Annotated in this window: 24 protein-coding genes and 3 pseudogenes; 13 read left to right on the top strand and 14 right to left on the bottom strand. The window is 53.8% G+C overall.

Features of this window, described 5'->3' with window-relative positions:
- Positions 1–10: 10 nt before the first annotated feature.
- The 6 genes from QFW87_RS29710 to QFW87_RS29685 form a co-directional block, all read right to left on the bottom strand.
- Complete coding sequence (locus tag QFW87_RS29710) at positions 11–478, bottom strand: DUF411 domain-containing protein (RefSeq protein WP_283189512.1); 468 nt, start codon at positions 476–478, stop codon at positions 11–13.
- Complete coding sequence (locus QFW87_RS29705) at positions 468–1,283, bottom strand: cytochrome c (RefSeq protein ID WP_283189511.1); 816 nt, start codon at positions 1,281–1,283, stop codon at positions 468–470. The genes QFW87_RS29710 and QFW87_RS29705 overlap by 11 nt, the downstream gene beginning before the upstream one ends.
- Before the next feature lie 9 nt (positions 1,284–1,292).
- The gene (locus QFW87_RS29700; protein ID WP_283184659.1) at positions 1,293–2,267 is read right to left on the bottom strand and encodes a copper resistance protein B; all 975 of its coding nucleotides are present in this window, start codon (positions 2,265–2,267) and stop codon (positions 1,293–1,295) included.
- Complete coding sequence (locus QFW87_RS29695; RefSeq protein WP_283182323.1) at positions 2,239–2,487, bottom strand: hypothetical protein; 249 nt, start codon at positions 2,485–2,487, stop codon at positions 2,239–2,241. The genes QFW87_RS29700 and QFW87_RS29695 overlap by 29 nt, the downstream gene beginning before the upstream one ends.
- Positions 2,488–2,499: 12 nt before the next feature.
- A complete protein-coding gene (locus QFW87_RS29690) occupies positions 2,500–4,401 on the bottom strand; it encodes a copper resistance system multicopper oxidase (protein ID WP_283182322.1) in 1,902 nt (633 codons plus the stop codon).
- Between the two features lie 178 nt (positions 4,402–4,579).
- Positions 4,580–4,786, bottom strand: a complete 207-nt coding sequence (locus QFW87_RS29685) for a co-regulatory protein PtrA N-terminal domain-containing protein (RefSeq protein ID WP_283182321.1) — start codon at positions 4,784–4,786, stop codon at positions 4,580–4,582.
- 388 nt (positions 4,787–5,174) lie between these two features.
- Between QFW87_RS29685 and QFW87_RS29680 the strand changes: the two are divergent.
- Positions 5,175–5,290: pseudogene (locus QFW87_RS29680) on the top strand (flagellar basal body protein); the annotation flags it as partial.
- Between the two features lie 325 nt (positions 5,291–5,615).
- On the opposite strand, the gene QFW87_RS29675 reads toward QFW87_RS29680, so the two are convergent.
- Positions 5,616–6,266, bottom strand: a complete 651-nt coding sequence (locus QFW87_RS29675) for a transmembrane anchor protein (RefSeq protein ID WP_283189510.1) — start codon at positions 6,264–6,266, stop codon at positions 5,616–5,618.
- Between the two features lie 12 nt (positions 6,267–6,278).
- Positions 6,279–7,016 (bottom strand): HupE/UreJ family protein, encoded by a 738-nt coding sequence (locus QFW87_RS29670; protein WP_283182319.1) that lies wholly within the window; start codon positions 7,014–7,016, stop codon positions 6,279–6,281.
- 511 nt (positions 7,017–7,527) lie between these two features.
- Between QFW87_RS29670 and QFW87_RS29665 the strand changes: the two genes are divergently transcribed.
- A complete protein-coding gene (locus tag QFW87_RS29665) occupies positions 7,528–7,827 on the top strand; it encodes a metal-sensing transcriptional repressor (RefSeq protein ID WP_057387496.1) in 300 nt (99 codons plus the stop codon).
- Between the two features lie 58 nt (positions 7,828–7,885).
- On the top strand, positions 7,886–8,629 hold the full coding sequence (locus QFW87_RS29660) for a TraX family protein (protein ID WP_283189509.1): 744 nt from the start codon (positions 7,886–7,888) through the stop codon (positions 8,627–8,629).
- 41 nt (positions 8,630–8,670) lie between these two features.
- Here QFW87_RS29660 and QFW87_RS29655 read toward each other — a convergent pair whose 3' ends face one another.
- Positions 8,671–9,981, bottom strand: a complete 1,311-nt coding sequence (locus tag QFW87_RS29655; protein WP_283189508.1) for an MFS transporter — start codon at positions 9,979–9,981, stop codon at positions 8,671–8,673.
- Between the two features lie 359 nt (positions 9,982–10,340).
- On the opposite strand from QFW87_RS29655, the gene QFW87_RS29650 reads away from it, so the two are divergent.
- The 8 genes and pseudogenes from QFW87_RS29650 to QFW87_RS29615 all read left to right on the top strand — a co-directional run.
- The gene (locus QFW87_RS29650) at positions 10,341–10,616 is read left to right on the top strand and encodes a metal/formaldehyde-sensitive transcriptional repressor (protein ID WP_283182316.1); all 276 of its coding nucleotides are present in this window, start codon (positions 10,341–10,343) and stop codon (positions 10,614–10,616) included.
- A gap of 10 nt (positions 10,617–10,626) precedes the next feature.
- Complete coding sequence (gene dmeF, locus QFW87_RS29645) at positions 10,627–11,583, top strand: CDF family Co(II)/Ni(II) efflux transporter DmeF (RefSeq protein WP_283189507.1); 957 nt, start codon at positions 10,627–10,629, stop codon at positions 11,581–11,583.
- Between the two features lie 206 nt (positions 11,584–11,789).
- Positions 11,790–12,107 (top strand): transposase, encoded by a 318-nt coding sequence (locus tag QFW87_RS29640; protein WP_010465922.1) that lies wholly within the window; start codon positions 11,790–11,792, stop codon positions 12,105–12,107.
- Complete coding sequence (gene tnpB / locus QFW87_RS29635; RefSeq protein WP_010465920.1) at positions 12,104–12,439, top strand: IS66 family insertion sequence element accessory protein TnpB; 336 nt, start codon at positions 12,104–12,106, stop codon at positions 12,437–12,439. The genes QFW87_RS29640 and tnpB overlap by 4 nt, the downstream gene beginning before the upstream one ends.
- A gap of 62 nt (positions 12,440–12,501) precedes the next feature.
- Complete coding sequence (locus QFW87_RS29630; protein WP_010465918.1) at positions 12,502–14,028, top strand: IS66 family transposase; 1,527 nt, start codon at positions 12,502–12,504, stop codon at positions 14,026–14,028.
- Positions 14,009–14,377: pseudogene (locus QFW87_RS29625) on the top strand (hypothetical protein). The gene QFW87_RS29630 and the pseudogene QFW87_RS29625 overlap by 20 nt, the downstream one beginning before the upstream one ends.
- Positions 14,378–14,616: 239 nt before the next feature.
- On the top strand, positions 14,617–15,006 hold the full coding sequence (locus QFW87_RS29620) for a DUF305 domain-containing protein (protein WP_283182314.1): 390 nt from the start codon (positions 14,617–14,619) through the stop codon (positions 15,004–15,006).
- Between the two features lie 15 nt (positions 15,007–15,021).
- Positions 15,022–15,228: pseudogene (locus QFW87_RS29615) on the top strand (metal/formaldehyde-sensitive transcriptional repressor); the annotation flags it as partial.
- A gap of 55 nt (positions 15,229–15,283) precedes the next feature.
- On the opposite strand, the gene QFW87_RS29610 reads toward QFW87_RS29615, so the two are convergent.
- The 5 genes from QFW87_RS29610 to QFW87_RS29590 form a co-directional block, all read right to left on the bottom strand.
- Positions 15,284–15,484: a heavy metal-associated domain-containing protein gene (locus QFW87_RS29610; RefSeq protein WP_283182313.1), complete on the bottom strand. Its 201-nt coding sequence runs from the start codon at positions 15,482–15,484 to the stop codon at positions 15,284–15,286.
- Between the two features lie 111 nt (positions 15,485–15,595).
- On the bottom strand, positions 15,596–17,953 hold the full coding sequence (locus QFW87_RS29605; protein WP_283189506.1) for a heavy metal translocating P-type ATPase: 2,358 nt from the start codon (positions 17,951–17,953) through the stop codon (positions 15,596–15,598).
- A 2-nt stretch (positions 17,954–17,955) separates the two neighbouring features.
- Positions 17,956–18,207 carry a DUF2933 domain-containing protein gene (locus QFW87_RS29600; protein WP_102595275.1) on the bottom strand — a complete coding sequence of 84 codons (252 nt, stop codon included), beginning with the start codon at positions 18,205–18,207 and terminating at the stop codon, positions 17,956–17,958.
- Positions 18,208–18,300: 93 nt separating this feature from the next.
- Positions 18,301–18,837: a plastocyanin/azurin family copper-binding protein gene (locus QFW87_RS29595; protein ID WP_283189505.1), complete on the bottom strand. Its 537-nt coding sequence runs from the start codon at positions 18,835–18,837 to the stop codon at positions 18,301–18,303.
- A gap of 162 nt (positions 18,838–18,999) precedes the next feature.
- Complete coding sequence (locus QFW87_RS29590; RefSeq protein WP_048377465.1) at positions 19,000–19,353, bottom strand: co-regulatory protein PtrA N-terminal domain-containing protein; 354 nt, start codon at positions 19,351–19,353, stop codon at positions 19,000–19,002.
- 205 nt (positions 19,354–19,558) lie between these two features.
- On the opposite strand from QFW87_RS29590, the gene QFW87_RS29585 reads away from it, so the two are divergent.
- Positions 19,559–20,248, top strand: coding sequence for a heavy metal response regulator transcription factor (locus QFW87_RS29585; protein WP_024078225.1), 690 nt, complete (start codon positions 19,559–19,561; stop codon positions 20,246–20,248).
- Positions 20,245–21,633, top strand: coding sequence for a heavy metal sensor histidine kinase (locus QFW87_RS29580; RefSeq protein WP_283182309.1), 1,389 nt, complete (start codon positions 20,245–20,247; stop codon positions 21,631–21,633). The genes QFW87_RS29585 and QFW87_RS29580 overlap by 4 nt, the downstream gene beginning before the upstream one ends.
- The last annotated feature ends 11 nt before the right edge of the window (positions 21,634–21,644 follow it).

The raw sequence follows: 21,644 nt of genomic DNA, 5'->3' as shown, positions 1-21,644 counted from the left end.
GGGGATCAGATTAGTTTCCAGGGTATTCAGCAATGACCAGATCTGTGCCTGTTTTGGTCAGGCCGATTACCTGATAAGCAACATGTTTTCCGTCGACTTCCATTCCTGGAGAGCCTGCTGGCATACCAGGAACAGCGATCCCAAGAAGGTCGTCACGCTCGTTCATCGCAATTATTTGCTCGGCGGGCACGTGACCTTCAACAAACTTTCCATTGATCATTGCTGTGTGGCAGGACGAGAGTCGTGGAGCAACACCGAGATTCTGCTTGACCGCGCTCATGTTGGTTTCTACATGATCAACGACGGTGAAGCCGTTAGCTTCAAGGTGCTGGATCCACTTCTTGCAGCATCCACAGTTAGCGTCACGATGGACGTCGATCGTCAGCGACTCTGCTGCATGACCAACTGAACTGATAAACAGAGCCGCGAATGCAGCGAGGCGAAGTGCCCGACCGGGAAGAAGAAAGTTACTTCGCATGGGTATGTTCCTTCCCATCGGCATGGGTATGAGTTTTGGGCTGAACGACCGGAGTTGCTGGAGCAGCATGTGAAGCCTCGGCACCCTTAGGGTGGGCGTGTTCGGTATTTTCATTCTGAGTAGGTGCTGCGGCCGCCTCATGAGGGTGGCTATTGTTCCTCTCGCCATGATGGTCGCCTGCGTCGGCTACTTCTTCGGCTGCCCCCGCATTATGATGTGCAGAGGCTGCCCCCTTTTGACCCTCATGCTCACCTTCATGGTTATGCATTTTGCTCTCGCCGCCGCCGTGTTGATGACCACCACTGCTGACTGCTAGAGCGGTGTATTGCTCTGCATTCAGGGTAGGAAGTTGCTTAAGAAAAGCGACCATTCCCCAGATATAGGGATCGGCCATGCTTTTACCCCAAGCGGGCATGCCTGTGGATTTGATTCCATGCTTGATGATCCAGAAAGCTGCGGCAGGGTTTCCATCAACGCCCAGTTTTGAAAGATTTGGGGGGGCAGGATAAAGGCTATTACTTAACTCGGTTCCTGCAATACCCGGAGCCAGATGGCAGCCAATGCACATTGAGTTGTAGTTGCCAGCACCTGCACGAATGAGAGTTTCATCGCTCAGGTCGGGAACTTCAATGTCGCGTGAGCGCACTGCTATCGAGCGATCCCGAGCAATGGACAGCAGTGAGTAAACGGGTTCGGAGTGCGGATCATCCGCCCCAACATTGAACACACCAAAATACACCACGCCGGCACCTACTATTGCGGCGACCACCCCGGCAGCAGTCAATGTTTTCAATGTTCTTTTCATATCAGGCTCTCAAAACCACATCCGAATACCAGCGACAAATCGCGCCTCGTTCGCATCCTCTCCTTCATCGCTGGCCAGGTCTGCCGTATTGCCGTAGGAGCGGCTCCAGCTAACCCCAATATAAGGGGCAAATTGGCGAACAATCTCATAACGCAATCGGAGCCCTACTTCGGTATTTGCCAATCCAGACCCAATGCCTCGCTGAGGATCATTTTTTCCGTAAAAATTGGCTTCGGCCGTCGGCTGCAAAATCAGGCGATTGGTCAGCAGAATGTCGTAGTCGCCTTCCAATCGAGCAGCGGTTTGACCGTTCTCACCGATGTAGGCAGTCGCTTCGGCTTCAAAGTTATAGAGGGCCATACCCTGAATACCGAGCGCTCCCCAAGTTTGTGGTGACCCGGGCTTGAAGTCTTGTCGTACGCCGGTGACGACATCCCACCATGGACCGATGGAGTGCCCCCAAAGTGCTGAGAGTTCAGCGTTTTCCGTTACGCCATTGGTACGTTCGCCTTCCGACCGCAACCACAGTCGGTCAACGTCACCGCCGATCCATCCTTTTGCATCCCAGGCCAATGCACTACCGTTGTCAGCATCCTGGTACTCAAATTTATCCAGCAGCATGAAGGAGTTGAGTTTTTTGTCGTGGACACCATGACCAGCAACATCTGGAAAGGCGGCTGCACGGTCAGCGTCGGTAAGTACGGGGACTGGGGGCCGACTGGTGGTAGTCGCCCCTCCATCCATACTTTCCATTCCGTCCATTTGCCCGTCATCCATACTCATCTTGCTGTGATCCATAGCCCCCATCTTGCTATGGTCCATAGCTCCCATTGAGCCATGGTCCATCTTGGAGTGATCCATCTCTTCAGCGGCGTGAGCCACGACAAAGAAAGCAGGACTGGTAGAGACTGCCAGTGCCATCAACGTTGGGCGTAAAAACTTACTGGTCATGATCTCAATCTGCCTTTTTGGTTTTTTGGTCATGATCCATCGATTCATGGCTCATCTTGCTGTGGTCCATTGACCCGTGATCGGGCTTTGACTCGTTTGTCGCAGTTGCAGGCTTGCTCGTTGCTTTCACAGGAGTAGCAGGTGAATGATCACTACTATCTTCGACTGCCAGCGCCACGGACGAGAGTCCACCCATCAAGCCGACGGCAAAGAGGCAACCAACCAGCGATTTACGATTTAGGTATGTGCTCACAGATCGTCTCCTTTACTCATCAACCCGTACTTCACGGAACATGCCCATTTCCATATGGAAAAGCAGGTGGCAGTGATAAGCCCAGCGACCTAAGGCATCAGCGGTGACTCGATAGCTGCGCTTGGTACCTGGTGGCATGTCGATTGTGTGTTTGCGCACCATGAACTTGCCGTTCTCATCTTCAAGATCGCTCCACATGCCGTGAAGGTGGATGGGATGGGTCATCATGGTGTCGTTCACCAGGGTGATGCGAAGACGCTCCCCATATTTCAGACGAAGCGGCTCGGCGTCAGAAAATTTGATGCCGTTGAAGGACCACGAAAACTTCTCCATGTGTCCGGTCAGATGAAGCTCAATGGTGCGATTGGGCTCGCGGCCGTCAGGGTCTTGGAACGTGCTTTTCAGATCAGAGTAGGTGAGCACCCGACGACCATTGTTCCGCAAACCGATGCCTGGATCGTTTAGCTTGGGCGTTGGGTTCATGGCTTGCATATCAACCAAGGGGTTGTTGGATTCGGAGGCTGGGTGAGTCTGCATTTCGCCACCCCTACCGCCCATCCCGGCCATCTTGCTGTGATCCATCCCGGCCATGTTGGACATGTCGCCTTTGTCCATTCCCGCCATCTTGCTGTGGTCCATACCGGCCATGTTAGTCATGTCACCGCTGTCCATGCCGGTCATGTCACTTTGGTCCATGCCCGACATCTTGCTGTGGTCCATGCCTGACATGTCACCTTGTTTCATATCGCCGTCGCCCATACCAGCCATGCTGCCATGGTCCATGCCCGCCATACCGCCCATTCCCATGTCATCCATGGTCAAAAGTGGCCGAGGATCGATCGCAGGTACGTGTGCCTTTAATCCTTCGCGAACTGCCAAGGTTCCACGTGCATAACCTGTTCTATCCATGGACTGGGCGAAGATTGTGTAAGCTTCTTCGCTGGTAGGTTCTACGATCACGTCATACGTTTCTGCCACGGCGATGCGGAATTCATCGACGCTGACTGGTTTGACATGTTGGCCGTCAGCCGCCACAACGGTCATTTTCAAACCAGGGATGCGGACGTCGAAATAGCTCATAGCTGAGCCGTTGATAAAGCGTAGGCGCAGCTTCTCGCCCGGCTTGAAAATACCGGTCCAGTTACCGTTAGGCGCCTGGCCATTCATGAGATAGGTGTAAGTATCCCCACTGACGTCTGCGAGATCAGTGGGGTTCATTTTCATTTCAGCCCACATCTTCCGGTCGGCCACGGCAGCAGACCAACCTTGCTTGCTGACGTCGTCGATAAAGTCGCCTACGGTACGTTTGTGGTGGTTGTAATAGTCCGATTGCTTCTTGAGCTTGGCCATGACGCGACTAGAATCTTCATCGGTCCAGTCAGTCAACATCACTACATAGTCGCGGTTGTATTGAAAAGGTTCAGGCTCTTTCGAGTCGATGACGATTGGACCGTAAACGCCTGCCTGCTCCTGCAAACCAGAGTGGCTGTGGTACCAGTACGTGCCGTTCTGATGCACCTTGAATTTGTACTCGTACATGCCATCGGGCGCGATGCCATGGAAACTCAAACCCGGTACACCGTCCATGTTGGCGGGCAGAATGATCCCGTGCCAATGAATGGACGTGTCTTGGTCTAGGCGATTTTTCACACGCAGTGTGACCGTCTCGCCTTCGCGCCAGCGCAGCAAAGGTCCGGGCAACGAACCATTGATGGTCATGGCTGTGCGTGGTGAGCCGGTGATGTTTACAGGGGTTTCACCAATAAACAGATCAAATTCGTTACCGGTGAGAACGCTCGGTAGACCAGGGCTGGTCACTGCCCATACAGGAGTGCGCCACAGACCAAGGCCGCCGAGAATGCCACCAGCGGCCAGGCCTTTAACGAATGTCCGCCTAGAGGTTTTGGAATGCATGCCGTTTATGTCCAATCAGTCAAAAGGGAAGCCGTGCGAAACAACCAATGGGTTGCCCGGATGAGCTTCGCCCACCGTCACAAAAAACGAACTCTTACGGCAAGCGAGCTCAGAAATTGCCACATTTAAACCACCACAGTGATTACATTTCTGTCAGCTTGGGAATGTACCCAGCTATTTAGCAATTCTTGTGGTCCATCACTTTGGCTTTGCTTTCTGCGACGGGAGGTTGAGAGCTTTGCGTTTGAGCTACTTGGTACGATTCCATCGAGTTACTCCTGGCCGCTTCCATGCGTGCGAAAGCCCGGTCACCACCGCCTTCAGCCATAGCCAAAGAAGAGATGGTCAGAGCAGCAATGACGAACAAGGATTTGATAGGGTTCATTTGGGTTTCCTCGGATGAGTATTCGGTAACCCCTGAATCCACATCAAGCGCTGATTCTTAGGGGTGAGCTTAAGGCTCAGTTGGACTATAAGACTTACCCCCTGTCAGGAAGCTTAGGCCAATATTACAGTTGTGTCAGGTTGCGATATTTCTCTTGAGGAACACACTACTTAATTCTTAATGTCTCGATCATCCAGCAACACATAGCCGATATTTACCGATTGAAAGTTTTAGCGGTGTGGTTTTGTAAGCTGCCGGTAACTTTGGCGGAGGCTTTACGTTTTTTTGCACCTACATTTGAATTGAATGCGTCGACTTGAGCGCGCTGAGCTCAAAACTAGAGCTTGATATGCGTGAGAAATAGTAACGTGACTAAAGGTGATCGAATGTGAGTATTAATTTTGAAAAAGCACTTGGCTCCCAGAAAGAGTGTTAATTTATCGCAGCCAAAGAGCTGAGGTGCTGAGCAACAATATCGCTAACGCCGATACGCCTAACTTCAAGATAGCGATTGACGGCGATCTAAGGAGAATGCTCCATTTAGAGAGCGCTTCTGTGGTACTGGTGATGTTGTGAAAAGCGAGGCGGCATTGGCTGCCTCGCTTGTTTTCAACGCTTCACTCGTGCGAGTGGCCATGACCTGCACTTTCCGATCCCGCCTCTTTCTCACTACCGCTACATGCGGTCATCAGACCCAGAAAGCAGATTAGAAGAACTGAACGGAACACCGTTGCTGAAGTTTTCATGCGTGTATTTTCCAAGAGATTATGGAGGTGTGTATTCGATTAAAGCGCTCCTCCCCCCTCGGTAGGAGCGCGAGCTTCTGCGATTACTGTTTGACGCTCAGGTAATCACCGGTCGTACTCAGAGAGATGGTCACGTCGTTGCTGCTGCGATTACGCCAAAACCAACCGTGGGTGCCGTCAAAAATGGCGGTGAATTCACCTTTATCACTTTTGACCTGCTTGCCCTTGTTGTAGCTGTGGAAGTAACCCTTTTCACCGTTGTAGGGTTCGCCATGGGTGTCATAGTTCACAGGTCCGCCAGCCGCTGTCCATTCATAGCTGACAGTCTTGTTCTTCAGCACTTCCAGTTTGATTTCTGTCCCTTCGCCTGGCTTGAGCGTGACGGTCATTTGATTGGTTTTCAAAGCTGGGGCAGGTGTCGCCACTGGTTGAGCTACAGGTTTCGCAATAGGTTGGACTTGCGCAACTTGCGCAACTTGCGGAGCTGGAGCTGGAGCTGCGGGTTGCGGTTGCGCGGCATCCGCCAAGGCTTCCTGGGCAAGGATGATTTTCAGTTCACCCATCTGCGTCAGGCCCAGTGCGCGCCCCACGCCCGTTGGATCAATAGCGTATTCCGATGGCATGACAACGGTCACCAGCAGGCCGACCGCTGTCAGCAGTGCAATGACAGTCGAACGCACCAGTTTGCGAGTGCTGGGTAATTCATTAACAGTTGGAAGCGGAGTATTGAACATGGTCAGAATTCCTTACGCAGAGACAAACAGGCCGGTGATCTGGTAACCCATCAGCAGGAAACCGGCACTCATCATGGCGACGTTGGCGGTATAGGCGTGGCGCCAGAAACTGCCGGTTCGCCGCCAATACCCCATTAAAATGAGAATCGCGCTAAGGGCCAGCAATTGGCCGATCTCGACACCAACGTTAAAGGCGATCAGGTTCGGAATCAGGCCATCAGGCGAGATCTCGTACTCCTGAATCTTGGTGGCCAGACCGAAACCATGGAGTAGGCCGAAGATCAGCGTGGCCACCTTGGTATCGGGTTGGAAACCGAACCAGCGCTGGAATGCGCCCAAGTTATCGAGCGCCTTGTACACCACCGAGAAACCGATGATGGCGTCGATGATGTAAGAGCTGATGCTGACCTCGGTCAGCACGCCAAGCAGCAGCGTGACCGAGTGGCCTACCGCGAATAGCGTGACGTAAAGCCCAACCTCTTTCAGGCGATAGAGGAAGAAGATCACCCCGAACAAAAACAGCAGGTGGTCGTAGCCCGTCATCATGTGCTTGGCGCCCATGTAGATGAAGGGCAACAACATGACGCCGGAGCTTTCCTGGATGAACCCCTTGTCACCTTCGGCGACGGCATGAGCCATTGCCTCGGGCATTGCGAGGAAAAGTGCCGCGACAAATAAAAACAACAGCAGTAGCAGGCGACGCGAAGGCGCAGTAAATGCGTCAACGCCGCTCATCGAGTGCGTATGCATAGATCAATCCTACGTTGCAGGGATCAAAGGCCGCAGTACGGCCATGGTCAGGATGCGAACGAAGGACGGGGTGGCCGCTCGATCAAGAAAATCGGCGGACGAGGCACGGAATAGGATGGGGCTTCGAGTCGCATGGACAGCTTCGGCTGCGCAGACAAAGTCAACTCAGAACTGAGCTGTGGCGTTTCGTGATGGTGCTCAGGGGTCAGCGGGGAGTGATAGTGATCCGAACAGCTCGCACACGACATCTCGGCTCGCTCTTCATGGGAGTGATGTGCGTCTTGCGCAATCTCCCAGGCTGGCTGTTTCGACATCACTGACAGGGTATAGGTATGCCCGGCCCAGGCCACAAACATGGCGAGAGCAAGCGCGATTACCACCGTCGTTGTCAGTGTTCTGCTGAACATAGCGTTCGGGTTTCACTCGTTTTGTAGGGCTTTGATGCGTTTGACCCATCCTCCTAGGGGGGATAGGATGCCAGCGTAATTCATCGAGGCCAGAGGCTCAAGTCATGAGTGAGCACGAACACGAACATAACCATCCCCACACCCACCAAAGTCACGAGGCGATCATCAAGCGGCTCAAGCGGGCGGACGGCCATTTACGCGGCATCATCACCATGATCGAAGAGGGTCGTCAGTGCGTGGACATTGCTCAGCAGCTGCATGCTGTCGAAAAAGCAGTGTGCCAAGCCAAGCGCACGCTCATCCAGGATCACATCGATCACTGCCTGGAGGACACCGTATCGGCGCTGAACAATGGTGAGCGTGCACCACTGGAAGCCTTCAAACAAATCACCAAGTACCTCTAGGTCTGAAAATGCCCAACTTCGGTGGACTGCTGCAACAAGGTGGGGCTCACGCCTAGGCATGACGACTGCTCATACCACCGAGGATTCCTCGCTCAAGCGCCGGAGCGGCAGCCTGGATCTGATCAAGTGGATGGCGTTGTTAACCATGGTCATCGATCACTTGCGGTTGGTGTGGCCGGAGATGAGCAATCTGTTCATTCCGGGTCGACTCTCTTTTCCGTTGTTCTGTGTCGCCATTGCGGCCAATGTGGCACGCTCGAAACCGGGCGAATTACTGACTGCCGCGAACGGTCGCTACGTCGCGTTGATCTTGGTGTTCGCCGCCATTTCAGAAGTGCCTTATCGCTACATCAGCACCTCGGGATCATTCAACGTGTTGGTGACCCTGGCATTGGGGCTGGTAATTGCCTGGGGATGGCAGCATCGCACTTTGTTGAGCGGAACCATGGCGTTGATTGCCGGCGCGGTTGCCTACGTGCTGGATGATCCGTTGATGTATGGCTTCTACGGGGCACTCGTACCTGCCGCGGTTTTGTTGGCAATCAAGAGGCTTAGTGCTCTTTGGCTGCTGCCAGCGGCTTTGTGCCTATTGAGCAACACCCGCAGCAGCATCGTGACCAGGGCGTTGGACTTGGAAATCTATTCATTGCTGGTCTTGAGTACCGCGTTTGCTGCGCCCCTAATCGGACTCTGGCTACTGCGCCAGACCTTCACCTTTAAGGTTTGGCCGGTGCGGCAATGGGGCTACTGGTTCTATCCGGGGCACCTTGTCGCTCTGCAAGCGCTACGGTTTCTGATTTGAAGGCTGACCAACCAGCTTTAGCACATCTTAGGAACTTACGATCATCTGTTTGGCCATCGGCGATGCTGATCATCGATCACGTATGGATGCTCGTGATCCACACCCTCCTGGCCGTCGAAGTGCGTGTGATTGCCCGGCAGATTCTCATGGGTGTGCTTGATCGACTCTTGGTCATGAGCTGGACGCCATATCACGATGCTGGCCACCAGTGCGCTACCTGCCACGACAGCGAGCCCAACAAACGATGCGGTGAGGCTAATGTTGGCACCCAGCCATCCCGCCATTGGGTAGGTAATCAACCAGCAGGCATGGGATAGCGCAAATTGGGCGGCAAACAACGCCGGGCGATCTTCGGCATGTGCCGAGCGACGCAACAGCCGACCGCTGGGGGTCTGCGCTAGGGAATAGCCCACCCCGAGCACCATCCACAGCGGCAGCAGGAAGTTATAGGTGGTCAGGTTGATGCCAATCGCTAAGCCAGCGACCAATACTCCTCCGCCAAACAGCATGGCTGTTCGGTCTTTGATGTTTTTCAACAGCCGAGGCAAGACCAGGGCGGCGACCATCGAGCCGCCACCAAACGCAGCCAGCGCCAATGCCGTCGAACTCTGAGGTAGAGCGAAGCGCGACTGCACCAGCACCACCGTATTGACGATGACCATGGCACTGGCGGCCGCTACGGAGAGATTGAGAGCTAGCAGTCCCCGTAGACGAGGGGTGGCCAGAAATATGCGTATGCCTCGGGTAGTTCGCTCGTAAATGCTGCGTCGTGGTGTCGGCTTCGCCTTTGGCAGTAACACTGTGGCGACCAGGACCGCTGAGCCGAGAAAACCGATGACAGTGCCGGCGAAAAGGTTATGGAAGCTGATCACGGTCAGCAACGCGGCAGCGAGCATAGGGCTGGCGACACTTTCAAGATCATAGGCGAGACGTGATAGCGACAAGGCGCGGGTGTAATCGTCCTCATCCGGCAGGATGTCTGGAATGGTCGCCTGGAACGTCGGGGTGAACGCCGCCGAGGCTGACTGGAGAACAAAAATTAACACGTAGATCTGCCAGACTTCCGTCACAAACGGTAGAGCGAGTGCGACCAGTGCTCGCACCAAGTCCAGCGAGACCAGCATCGCTCGACGGGGTAGACGTTCAGCAAAAGCCGCTGCGATTGGTGCAACGCCAATGTAGGCCGTCATTTTGATCGCCAGCGCTGTACCGAGGACAGCACCTGCTTGGGCGCCCGCAAGGTCGAACGCCAGAAGGCCCAGCGCGACAGTGGCGAGTCCTGTCCCTACGAGCGCGATTACTTGGGCGAGAAAGAGATGACGGTAGGTTCGGTTGGCTAGGATTTTCAGCATGTAATATCTCAAGTGGCGAAGTGCGGTGACCAGGCGGTTACCGAACTTTTCACAAAGAGACGCAAGTAGCTGGTTTTGTCTCTGTTGTGTGCGGATATCCCCCCTGGGGGGATATGGCTCGATCCTAAACCATAGACCATGGCAGCTCAAGAAATAGGCGCTACGCCATCTATCGAATGATTGAAGTGCGGGCCCGCCCATCGGCTTGTATTGGTTTTGCACAGAGAGGCGACGTGCTCAATGTTTCGATTACGGCATTCAAACGCTGCACGCTGCCGGTCGGATGTCTTCTTTCCCTGGCTTGAATGGCCAATTGGAACGTGTGATCATGCTGTCAATATAGGTAGGGGGGGTATGGTATGAGCCATGTAAGTTCGAGCAAAGACAATCTTCTTAAGCGAGTAAAGCGAATCGCTGGGCAAATCCAGGCAATTGAGCGAGCACTCGACTCTGACGATGACTGCTCGAAAACCTTGCTTTTGGTCGCTTCGACCCGTGGCGCGATCAATGGGCTGATGGATGAAATCATCGAAGACCACGCTCGTGAACACGTCGCGAATCCGACACTCAGCAACGAAGAAAGAGCGAAAGGCGTTGACGAGCTCCTCGAAGCCATTCGCCGCTATTCCAAATAGGATTACCCAGATGAGTAATTCGCACACCGACTATTCCCACGACCATATGTTCCTGGGGACATCGCATGAAGAAAACGCCAAGCGAACCTTGTGGGTGGTGGCTCTGACCGTCGTAATGATGGTCGCTGAGATCACCGCGGGTTATGTCACAGGATCCATGGCGTTGCTTGCCGATGGATTTCACATGGCAACGCACGCAGGAGCACTCGGCATAGCCGCAGCTGCTTACGGTTACGCAAAAAGGCATGCCTCAAGTGCTCGCTACAGTTTTGGAACTGGCAAGGTGGGAGACTTGGGTGGCTTCGCCTCTGCTCTGATTTTGGGACTGGTCTCCTTGGGTATTGCTGGAGAATCGCTATTCCGTCTCTTTCAACCGACTCAAGTGCAATTCGGGACAGCGACACTTATCGCAGTTGTCGGATTAGCAGTGAATGTCGTGAGCGCGCTTTTGCTATCAGGCGGTCATGATCATCACCATGGGCATGACCACGAATCTCACCATGTGCATGGTCACGACAATAATTTGCGATCTGCTTACGTGCACGTCGTTGCAGATGCCCTGACCTCGGTTCTGGCCATCGCTGCACTGCTTGCTGGTCGATACCTTGGTTGGGTATGGCTTGACCCTGTAATGGGGATTGTGGGTGCAGTTGTCATTGCGCGCTGGGCTTGGTCGTTGATGCGGGTGACTGCGGGTGTATTGCTCGACCAGACAGATGATCATGTTGCCGAAGAGATTCGTGAACTGGTTGAACGACCGGGGGATGCTTCGATCATTGATCTTCATGTCTGGCAGGTGGGGCCTCAGGCCCGAGCCGCGATTGTGAGTGTTCTGGGCAGCCCAGCAACAAATGCCGAAAACATACGAGAACGCCTCGCTACGGTTCATGAGGTCACTCATCTGACGGTTGAGTACCGCACAAAACTGGGAGCTGATTCATCGGTTCAAGTTTCGGCTCCGGCTTAGAAATGAACGCAAAGTTAACTGATCGGAAAATAAGGATCGAGAGAGGCTGTTGAGCAAACGCGATCAAGCGCACATCGAGCGTCGTCTGATTGCCGCCCTAACAAAGTAAGCGTCCGGCCATGTCACCTTCAAAACTCCAGCATTAAGGGCGATGGTGTCCGCGTATTTTTAAGCGGACGCGATCACCCTTAATCGCCAGGATTTCCATGCGCCAACGAAGCTCTTATCCCAAACCGTTCAAAGCCCAGGTCGTTCAGGAATGCCTTCAGCCCGGGGCCACCGTTTCAAGCGTTGCCATCGCTCACGGCATCAACGCCAACGTCATTCGTAAATGGCTGCCGCTTTACCGGCATACCTCAGTTGCCGCGTTGCCTGCGTTTGTCCCGTTGAAGGCTCCGCCTAAGCGGCCGTCGGAGGCATCGGCGATCATCGAGATACCCGTTGGCGAACAAGCCATCGCAGTGAAGTGGCCAGTTTCCGATCCTGATGGGTGCGCTCGATTTATTCGAGAGCTTGCCAAGTGATCCGCATAGACGCCATCTGGCTCGCCACCGAGCCCATGGATATGCGCGCGGGTACCGAGACTGCGCTGGCCAGAGTGATCGCAGTATTCGGTGCGGCGAAGCCGCACTGTGCTTATCTGTTTGCCAATCGCAGGGCTAACCGAATGAAAGTCCTGGTTCATGACGGAATTGGTGTTTGGCTGGCGGCACGGCGGTTGAACCAAGGCAAATTCCACTGGCCAGGCATTCGCCAAGGTTGCGAGATGGAGCTGGATGCCGAGCAACTTCGGGCGTTGGTGCTCGGTCTACCTTGGCAACGTGTTGGCGTTGGCGGCGTAATTACACTGCTTTAAAAGTTTTAATTTTGCTTCTTGGCCTACTGCCGTAGGCGGTCTGCTTTGGTAAAATCCACGGCATGACTTCCTTGCCCAACCTCGACCAAATGACCCCCGACCAACTGCGCGCCCTCGCTGCGCAGTTGATGTCGAAGGTCGACACCATGGGCAGAAAGATCCACCGCGATCAAACCATCATCGAACAGCTGACCCACGAGATCGCGATCCTCAAGCGGCACCGGTTTGCCAAACGCAGCGAGCAGATCAGTCCTGAACAAGGCAGCTTGCTCGACGATCTGCTCAACACCGACCTTGAGGCTATCGACGCCGAGCTGACGGCACTGCTTCCGGCTCCTGCTCCAGAAGAGGCGCGCCAAAAACCAAAGCGCGCGCCACTGCCGCCGCAGTTTCCACGCACCGTCATTCATCACGAACCAGAAAGCACTCAGTGCACTTGCGGCTGCCAACTCCAGCGCATCGGCGAGGACATCAGCGAGAAGCTCGATTACACGCCGGGCGTGTTCACTGTTGAACAGCATGTGCGTGGGAAGTGGGCCTGCCGTCAGTGCGAAACACTGATCCAGGCACCGGTACCGGCCCAAGTGATCGACAAGGGCATCCCAACTGCGGGCCTGATCGCGCATGTGTTGGTGGCGAAGTTCGCTGACCACTTGCCGCTGTATCGGCAGGAGAAAATCTTCGGACGCGCTGGTTTAGCGATCCCGCGCTCCACACTAGCTCAATGGGTTGGACAAACAGGTGTACAGCTTCAGCCATTAGTTGATGCCTTGCGAGAAGCCGTCCTGGCGCAGCAAGTTGTCCACGCCGATGAGACGCCGGTGCAGATGCTTGCGCCCGGAGAGAAGAAAACTCACCGCGCTTATGTCTGGGCTTACTGCACCACGCCGTTTTCGGCGCTTAAGGCAGTGGTTTATGACTTCAGCCCGAGCCGCGCCGGTGAGCATGCGCGTAACTTCCTCGGCGCGTGGAATGGCAAGCTGGTGTGCGACGACTTTGCTGGTTACAAAGCTGGGTTTGAGAAAGGCATGATCGAAATCGGCTGCATGGCTCACGCCCGCCGCAAGTTTTTCGATCTGCATGTCGCGAATAAAAGTCAGTTGGCAGAACAGGCGCTGCACTCGATTGGCGGTTTGTACGAAGTTGAGCGGCAAGTGCGAGACATGAGTGATGGAGATCGCTGTCGAATACGGCAAGAAAAAGCGGCGCCGCTGGCCAAAGCACTGCACGACTGGATGTTGGCCCAGCGCGATCTTGTGCCCAATGGATCAGCAACGGCCAAAGCCTTGGATTACAGCCTTAAACGCTGGGTAGCGCTGACGCGCTACCTGGTCGATGGGGCGGTGCCCATAGACAACAATCCAGTCGAAAACCAGATCAGGCCGTGGGCACTTGGACGCTCGAACTGGTTGTTTGCTGGATCGCTTCGCAGCGGCAAACGGGCAGCGGCGATTATGAGTTTGATCCAGTCGGCACGTATGAATGGGCACGATCCGTATGCCTATCTCAAAGATGTGCTGACGCGGCTGCCGACGCAGCGGGCGAGTGAGATCGACCAACTGCTGCCGCATCAGTGGGTATCTGCCTGAGTCATGCAAGGTGACTTCGGCGGACGCTTACCTAACAAAGGCCTGCGAGACCGCCAAAGCGGAAATCGTGGGCTTCTCTTGGTTGACTCACGACGTGGTTTACGCGCGGTTCCCCTCCAGCCTGATGGTTGTTTAGGTCTTCGACACCGATGCCAACAGAGATCAGGTTTTTGCCAATGGGCAAGATAAGCGAATGCTTGAACTGACTACCCAGGCGTTAAGCGAAGCGGATGTTCACGCCAGCCAGGTGTTGGCCAACCTACATTTCGATAGTGAAGAGCAATGTCAGCGGTCGAATGCCGGTGACTGGCAGCAGCGCTTAGCCTGTGCACGATCTACGCGGACTTAAACCATGCTAACCAACTGGAACCTGACAGGAATGTAATTTTCATTTCTATCGACTGTGCGCCCAGCGTGGTCTAGGGTGAAATATGAGCTCTTGAGCACTTATTGATCTCTAGCCATGAAGCATTTTCCTGCTGACATCACGTCTGGCATTTCTGTCGAAAATGATCAGCTGTTTTCAATCGAAAATGTCGCCGCCGTATGTATATGCCGATCCTCCGCCTTTTAACCAGGAGATTCACAATGTCACAGCATATCAAACACAGCAGCTCTAGCCGATTCACTTTGTCGGTGAGAGCGGTAGTGATGGCTGCCGCTGTCATGGCGGCAGCACCGACGTGGACCAGTGCCGCAGAACCCGCAAAAAGCGGAACAATGCCGATGCCTTCCGAGCAGATGGATCACTCGAAGATGGACAGCATGATGGGTGGTATGTCCAAGACCGGCGATGTGGATTATGACTTCGCGGCCAACATGCGCATGCATCACCAGATGGCAGTCAAGATGTCACAAGCCGAACTCAAGAACGGAAAAAATCCAGAGATGCTCCGAATGGCCAAAGACATAATTGCCGCACAGGAAAAGGAAATCGCCGTTTTCGATCAGTGGATTAAAGAGAATAAAAAACCCTGACGATGGTGATGGCAAGCGCTGGAACGCGCGCTGAAGCAGGAGGTGGAGTGTTCTGCTGTTTTGCAACAAATTGCAGCGGTGGTGGGCGCGGTGAATGGATTGATGGCAGAGGTGCTCGAAGGGCGCATCCGTGAGCATTTAGGTGCTGAAGCTGTTACTCCAGAGCAACGTCAAGAGGACCTGGACCAGGTTGTCTCGGCTCTGCGCTCGTATTTGAAATGAACCCAAGGGGAGCCCGGACATGCGTGGCTCTTACCTTAGGAACGAATCAGCGCCCTCAGGCGCTGATCTGGGAAGGAAAACCTAACGCCTCTACAGTTTTACGAACCTGCTCTGGGCTTTTGTTACTTTCAACGCTCACCTTCCCCGTTGCCCGATCCACGGAAACCATAGCTTCGTTGTCCAGTGACTGAATCGCTTTGGTGATTTTACTGACGCAACTGCCGCAACCAATGCCTGAAACATCTAAGACGAACATGATTATTCCTCTCTTTCTGAGCGGTCTCATTTCACCGCAACGACAGCATCAACGTTGACACGACGGCAAGGTCAAGAGTTATCAGTATCGGGCTGCGAGCATCAGTTAAGCTCAGTCAATTCGGGTATTCCTAAGTCTCAACGCATTGAAAACTACAGATGCAGAACTGACGCTCATGGCTATGGCCGCGATCATTGGCGACAGGAGGTGTCCCGTCAGTGGATAGAGAAGGCCTGCGGCTAGGGGGATACCCATCGCGTTATAAAGAAAGGCGAAACCCAAGTTTTGCCGCATGTTTTTTACCGTTGCAACCGAAAGAGCCCGTGCTCGTAAAATCCCCATCAAGTCGCCTTTTACCAGCGTGAGTTGCGCGCTATTCATCGCAACGTCAGTCCCTGTCCCCATGGCAATGCCCACATCTGCTCGTGCTAGGGCCGGTGCATCGTTGATACCGTCTCCAGCCATGGCGACCTTCCGGCCGTATTGCTGGAGGTCTGCGACCAGACGCTCCTTGTCCTGAGGTTTCACTTCACCGTGGACTTCTTCAATCCCCATCTCCCTGGCGACAGCCCGAGCGGTGGTGAGCCCATCGCCAGTAGCCATGATGATTTTGATGTCATCAGCCTTGAGCTTGGTGACTGCTTCTTTGGAGGTCGGCTTAATTGGATCTGATACTGCCAACAACCCTGCCAATACCCCGTCGACTGCGAGGTAGATGATGCTGATGCCGTCAAGTCGCAACAACTCTGCACGCTCTTGTAGGGGCTTGGTGTTCACGCCTGCGGCTTCCATCAACGCGGTGTTCCCCAGCTGGATCTTCTTGCCATCAACGATGCCACTGACCCCGATACCTGAACCAGACTCAAAGGATTCTGGCTTGGCGAGCTTAATGTTCTCGGTTCGGGCGTGATCGACGATTGCATGAGCCAAGGGATGTTCGCTGCCCTGATCAAGGCTGGCAGCCAGCTGAAGAACATCGTAGGAATTGAAACTGGGTGTGGCCTCCACACTGTGAAACACTGGCCGTCCCTCTGTCAGGGTGCCTGTCTTATCGACAATCAGCGTGTCGATTTTGCAAAGGTTTTCGATGGCACTGGCATCTCTGAACAGCACGCCCATGCTGGCTGCTTTACCTGTCGAAACCATGATCGACATGGGCGTAGCAAGACCCAACGCACAGGGACAAGCGATGATCAGCACGGCGACAGCGTTGATCAGACCAAACACCCAACTGGGCTCAGGGCCAAAAAGCCCCCAGCCGACAAATGTCAGTATCGCAATCGCGATAACACCTATCACAAAGTAGCCAGCAATAGAGTCGGCCATTCGTTGCATGGGTGCTTTGGAGCGCTGAGCCCGAGCGACCATCTGTACGATTTGTGACAGCATGGTCTCAGCGCCGACCTTCTGCGCCTCCATTACCAAGCTGCCATGTGTATTCAGCGTGGCACCGATCAGGCTATCTCCAGCTCTCTTCATTACCGGCACTGGCTCGCCAGTGAGCATGGACTCATCCACCGCACTTTCGCCCTCCAGTACTGAACCATCAACTGGCACCTTTTCACCAGGCCTGACCCGCAGATGGTCTCCAAGGTGGACATGGGTGAGAGGAATGTCTTCTTCCTGTCCATCGGCATTGATCCGGCGTGCGGTCTTGGGCGATAGACCGAGAAGGGACTTAATGGCGGCGGAGGTTTGCGATCGGGCTTTGAGCTCAAGAATCTGCCCAAGCAAGGTGAGCGAGATGATGACCGCGGCGGCTTCGAAGTAGACGCTGATACGTCCATCTTGCATGAAGGTGGCGGGAAAGCTTTGGGGTAAGAGCGTTGCCATGACGCTGTAAAGGTAGGCTGCGGCGGTACCCAAACCGATCAGAGTCCACATGTTTGGACTGCGATTTCTAATAGAGGCTATGCCCCTTACAAAAAAGGGCCAACCTGCCCATAAGGTCACCGGTGTCGCCAGAGCGAGCTCGATCCAGTTTTGGATCGAGCCATGGAGGAGTTGTAACGAGTGCCCCGCCATGGCGAGCACTGTCACTATCACGGTTAATGGCAGCGACCACCAAAAGCGGCGGGCGAAATCCCGGAGTTCAGGATTCTCTTCTTCATCGAGCGTGGGCATGACCGGCTCTAATGTCATGCCACATTTAGGGCAGTTGCCGGGTCCGGGCTGGCGTATTTCCGGGTGCATCGGACAGGTAAACTCAGTGCCTGTCTGTACCGCAGACTCTGGAGTGCTGACGCGGGACTCGGCGCTCGAAACATTACCGCTGTAGCGTTCAGGATCAGCTCGAAACTTCTCCTGGCATTTCAGGCTACAAAATTGATATGTCTGTCCCTGATAAGACTCACCAAACTTACTTGATGAAGTGACTGCCATTGCGCACACCGGGTCACGTAGATCATCGTCATTGAGCGGAGCACTATGGGCGTGACTGTGGTCGTGGTGGCTCGATATGGTAGGCATGGCTATTTCCCTTTTTCGTCCTTGTGGGTTGCTGCCTGATCGCCATGGCTATGTCCGCCATGTCCATGTCCAAAAAAATGCATCAATGGACAGATCAACAGAATCAGATAAGGCCAAAATGGATAAACGTGGCTGAAATGCTCCCGCAACACGTAGAAGGCACCAATCGCAATGAGCATGATTAGTACAACGCCTGTTTTGCGCCTCCAAAATGGTGCGGTGGTGTTTCCATCCGGATGCTGATGGTTATTCATGATCTAAACCCCACTGTGTGAGCGTTGCTGTGATCTCTGCGACAGAGCGTAGCCAACTCGTGCGTCGAAGCGTTGTTAGCAGCCAGCTCCGGCTTACTTCAGGTCAAACGGACCAACCATCCCTGACTGGTAATGCCCCGGCACGTTGCAGGCAAACTGAAGGCCTGTGCTGTTGTTGAAGGTCCAGATCAGCTCCTGGGTTGCGCCAGGCTCAATAAGGACGCTGTTCGGGTCGTTGTGCTCCATTGCGACCATCTTCATTCCACCCATGCTGTGGCCCATACCGCTCATCGTTTTCCCGGTACCGGTGGGGTTAAGCGTCCCGTTCTGGAACATGCTTGCCATTTCTTTTTGGTGTGCTGCATGAGCAGCGGCTTTGCCGATGTTGAACTCGTGCAGCAGCGAACCCTCATTGCGAAGGACAAATCGAATAGTTTCACCAGGTTTTACGTCGATGCTTTCAGGTTTGAAGAAAATATCGCCCATCTCGACCTCTACCGTACGGGTAACCTCAGAGGCAACTCCAGGCTGGCCGATGTCCTCTTTCCCATGCCCTGCGCTGGCCATAGCCGTAGCACCGAAGAGTAGAGTGATTGCTGCGATGACAGGGGTAACGAGCTTAGCTTTCATAGTGACCTCGAGAGTAACAGTGGGAGCACTGGCTATGCTAAAGACACGGAGCTGCCAGTTAACTGACCTGAACACTACATTTCTGTCAGTTTTCAAAAAAAACACGGCGTTCAGGTGACGCCGTGTTAATCAGCTCTAACCAAGAAATGCGTCGAGCACTTATTACTGATGGCACTCTGAAAGCATCAATTTGTGCTCGCGCTGCATTTGGCTCAAAACGTCATCGACGATTTTGTCGTGCTTTTCCATCCAGGCGAGGTGCTGCTGAGGTGGCATTGATGCGTCTGGATGATCTTTATGGAGTTGGCTCATGATGTCGCCGAGCATCTTCATATGCTCGGCCATGTGGACATGACGCTGTCCTTCAGGGGCTTTTTCAGCTTGAATCAGTACGGCTTCAGCCCTGTCGCGCAGACCTTCCATACGCTCTATCACCCGGTCTCCGCCACTTTCAGCCCATACAGAAGCTGAGACGAGTATCGAGCTCACAAAAAACAGCATTTTCAGGCGATTCATGGGGCAACTCCTTATGGAATTGTTTTCCGGCTCCCAAACGTTTCATGCTGAAGAGTCGGTCGAGCACCAGGAAGTACTCATGCTTGAACCCTAGACAGCGCTCGCTGACATCTACCTGAAGCCAATATTACTTTTCTGTCAGTTGCTGGTTGGCTGGCGTGTTTCGTTGCAGACTGCGCTTCATCATTATCCGAGAGCCACCCTCATGAGACTTCTGGTTGCTGAAGACGAACCCAAAATAGGTATCTATTTGCAGCAAGGACTCACGGAGGCGGGGTTCAATGTGGATCGCTTTACCAATGGCAAAGTGGCGCTTCAGCACGCTTTGAGCGAGGCCTATGACCTGCTGATTCTCGACGTCATGATGCCCGGGCTGGATGGTTGGGAAGTGCTTCAGAAGGTTCGTGCATCCGGGAAAGACGTTCCCGTGCTCTTTCTCACGGCGCGAGACCGTGTTGAGGACCGAGTAAAAGGACTTGAACTCGGAGCAGATGATTACCTGATTAAACCCTTCGCATTTTCTGAGTTGCTGGCCCGTGTCAGAACGTTGCTGCGTCGGGGTAACGGCGCTCCCTCGCAAACCTACATGAAATTGGCTGATCTGGAGGTGGACCTGCTCAAGCGTCGGGCAATTCGTGGAGGTAAGCGCATAGACCTTACGGCCAAAGAGTTTGCGTTGCTTGAGCTGTTGCTACGACGTCGAGGGGAGGTGCTGCCAAAGTCACTTATCGCCTCCCAGGTTTGGGATATGAACTTCGACAGCGATACCAACGTTATCGAGGTTGCAGTGAGAAGGTTGAGGGCCAAGATAGATGACGACTTCGAGGTCAAGTTGATACATACCTCCAGGGGGATGGGTTACATGCTCGACGCGCCTGATTCGGAGTCGGAATGAACCGAATGTCCCTGACGACCCGCATGAGTCTGATGTTCATGCTCGCGGTAACGGCCGTGCTCACGGTCGCCGGACTCAGTTTCAATAACCTCAGCCGGCATCACTTTAAGATGCTGGATCAGCAGGCATTGAACGAAAAGCTCCACTCGACCCAGAGAATTTTGTCCGGGTTGAACAGCATCGATCAATTCAGCGATTTTAAGCCTGAACTGGAAGCGCTGCTCGGTGCTCACCTTGATTTGACTGCCCTGATAATCGATGGTGACGGCAAGCTATTGTTTGCTGATCCCGGTCCGGTAGATATTCCGAAGGAGTTCCGCACAACCACAAACAACACCGTCTGGGAGTGGCGGGAGCAAGGGCAGATGTTCCGTGGCGTGACGGCACAAGCCGTTGTGACGGGACAAGAAAAACCGTTGACCGTTATTTTGATCTTTGATGTTACTCAGCATATGTCCTTTTTCGAAACGCTTGAACGATGGTTTTGGATAGGATTAGTGATCAGCGCGTTGGTCAGCGCTGCACTCGGCTGGATGGTAGCAAGCAGTGGCATGCGGCCTATTCACCAGGTCACGCGGGTCGCTGCGTCAATGTCAGCAAAATCACTCAAAGATCGCATCCCCTTAGCACCCGTTCCCAAAGAGCTTCAGCAAATGGTGCTTTCTTTTAACGCAATGTTGTCCAGGCTGGACGATGCATTTGTCCGTTTATCGAACTTTTCCGCAGACATTGCCCACGAGCTACGGACCCCTGTCAGCAATTTGATGACCCACACGGAAGTGGTGCTTTCAAGAAAAAGGAATATTGAAGACTACGAAGACAATCTGTATTCAAATCTTGATGACTTGAAGCGTATGAGTCGGATGATTGATGACATGCTTTTTTTGGCCAAATCTGACAATGGTCTGATCACACACGAGAACAAACCAATAGATCTCGTGGAAGTCGTAGAAAAACTGCTCGAATACTACCGTCTGTTGGCTGATGAGCGAGGGATTGAACTCACGGTTTCAGGAAGGGGCAGCGTCCGAGGCGATGTCCTTATGCTCCACAGAGCCATTTCTAATCTGCTCTCTAACGCGCTTCGCTACACCTCTGAAGGGAAGACGATCAGTGTCGAAATCCTCCAGAAGGAGATGTCGGTATTGGTCGTCGTGGAGAACCACGGAGAACCCATTGCCCCCGAACATCTTGAAAAGCTTTTCGATCGTTTTTATCGCGTAGACCCAGCGCGGCGAGAAGGGAGTCCAAGCAACGCAGGGCTAGGTCTGTCGATTACTCGATCAATTATTGAAGCGCATGATGGCAAGATCTGGTGTACGTCATGTGACGGGAAAACGGCCTTTCATCTAGAGTTTCCTCGTGTTGACTTGACGGTCAGCTGAGCAACGGCGCA

It is taken from the genome of Pseudomonas sp. PMCC200344 (genome assembly GCF_030053095.1).
Lineage (GTDB): Bacteria > Pseudomonadota > Gammaproteobacteria > Pseudomonadales > Pseudomonadaceae > Aquipseudomonas > Aquipseudomonas svalbardensis.
This window is presented reverse-complemented; position numbering and strand designations above follow the sequence as displayed.

Excerpts from the sequence above, each read along its gene's own strand:
- QFW87_RS29710 (WP_283189512.1), bottom strand. The coding sequence starts at position 478 with ATGCGAAGTAACTTTCTTCTTCCCGGTCGGGCACTTCGCCTCGCTGCA.
- QFW87_RS29705 (WP_283189511.1), bottom strand. The coding sequence starts at position 1,283 with ATGAAAAGAACATTGAAAACATTGACTGCTGCCGGGGTGGTCGCCGCA.
- QFW87_RS29700 (WP_283184659.1), bottom strand. The coding sequence starts at position 2,267 with ATGACCAAAAAACCAAAAAGGCAGATTGAGATCATGACCAGTAAGTTT.
- QFW87_RS29690 (WP_283182322.1), bottom strand. The coding sequence starts at position 4,401 with ATGCATTCCAAAACCTCTAGGCGGACATTCGTTAAAGGCCTGGCCGCT.
- QFW87_RS29685 (WP_283182321.1), bottom strand. The coding sequence starts at position 4,786 with ATGAACCCTATCAAATCCTTGTTCGTCATTGCTGCTCTGACCATCTCT.
- QFW87_RS29675 (WP_283189510.1), bottom strand. The coding sequence starts at position 6,266 with ATGTTCAATACTCCGCTTCCAACTGTTAATGAATTACCCAGCACTCGC.
- QFW87_RS29670 (WP_283182319.1), bottom strand. The coding sequence starts at position 7,016 with ATGCATACGCACTCGATGAGCGGCGTTGACGCATTTACTGCGCCTTCG.
- QFW87_RS29665 (WP_057387496.1), top strand. The coding sequence starts at position 7,528 with ATGAGTGAGCACGAACACGAACATAACCATCCCCACACCCACCAAAGT.
- QFW87_RS29660 (WP_283189509.1), top strand. The coding sequence starts at position 7,886 with ATGACGACTGCTCATACCACCGAGGATTCCTCGCTCAAGCGCCGGAGC.
- QFW87_RS29655 (WP_283189508.1), bottom strand. The coding sequence starts at position 9,981 with ATGCTGAAAATCCTAGCCAACCGAACCTACCGTCATCTCTTTCTCGCC.
- QFW87_RS29650 (WP_283182316.1), top strand. The coding sequence starts at position 10,341 with ATGAGCCATGTAAGTTCGAGCAAAGACAATCTTCTTAAGCGAGTAAAG.
- dmeF (WP_283189507.1), top strand. The coding sequence starts at position 10,627 with ATGAGTAATTCGCACACCGACTATTCCCACGACCATATGTTCCTGGGG.
- QFW87_RS29640 (WP_010465922.1), top strand. The coding sequence starts at position 11,790 with ATGCGCCAACGAAGCTCTTATCCCAAACCGTTCAAAGCCCAGGTCGTT.
- QFW87_RS29630 (WP_010465918.1), top strand. The coding sequence starts at position 12,502 with ATGACTTCCTTGCCCAACCTCGACCAAATGACCCCCGACCAACTGCGC.
- QFW87_RS29620 (WP_283182314.1), top strand. The coding sequence starts at position 14,617 with ATGTCACAGCATATCAAACACAGCAGCTCTAGCCGATTCACTTTGTCG.
- QFW87_RS29610 (WP_283182313.1), bottom strand. The coding sequence starts at position 15,484 with ATGTTCGTCTTAGATGTTTCAGGCATTGGTTGCGGCAGTTGCGTCAGT.
- QFW87_RS29605 (WP_283189506.1), bottom strand. The coding sequence starts at position 17,953 with ATGCCTACCATATCGAGCCACCACGACCACAGTCACGCCCATAGTGCT.
- QFW87_RS29600 (WP_102595275.1), bottom strand. The coding sequence starts at position 18,207 with ATGAATAACCATCAGCATCCGGATGGAAACACCACCGCACCATTTTGG.
- QFW87_RS29595 (WP_283189505.1), bottom strand. The coding sequence starts at position 18,837 with ATGAAAGCTAAGCTCGTTACCCCTGTCATCGCAGCAATCACTCTACTC.
- QFW87_RS29590 (WP_048377465.1), bottom strand. The coding sequence starts at position 19,353 with ATGAATCGCCTGAAAATGCTGTTTTTTGTGAGCTCGATACTCGTCTCA.
- QFW87_RS29585 (WP_024078225.1), top strand. The coding sequence starts at position 19,559 with ATGAGACTTCTGGTTGCTGAAGACGAACCCAAAATAGGTATCTATTTG.
- QFW87_RS29580 (WP_283182309.1), top strand. The coding sequence starts at position 20,245 with ATGAACCGAATGTCCCTGACGACCCGCATGAGTCTGATGTTCATGCTC.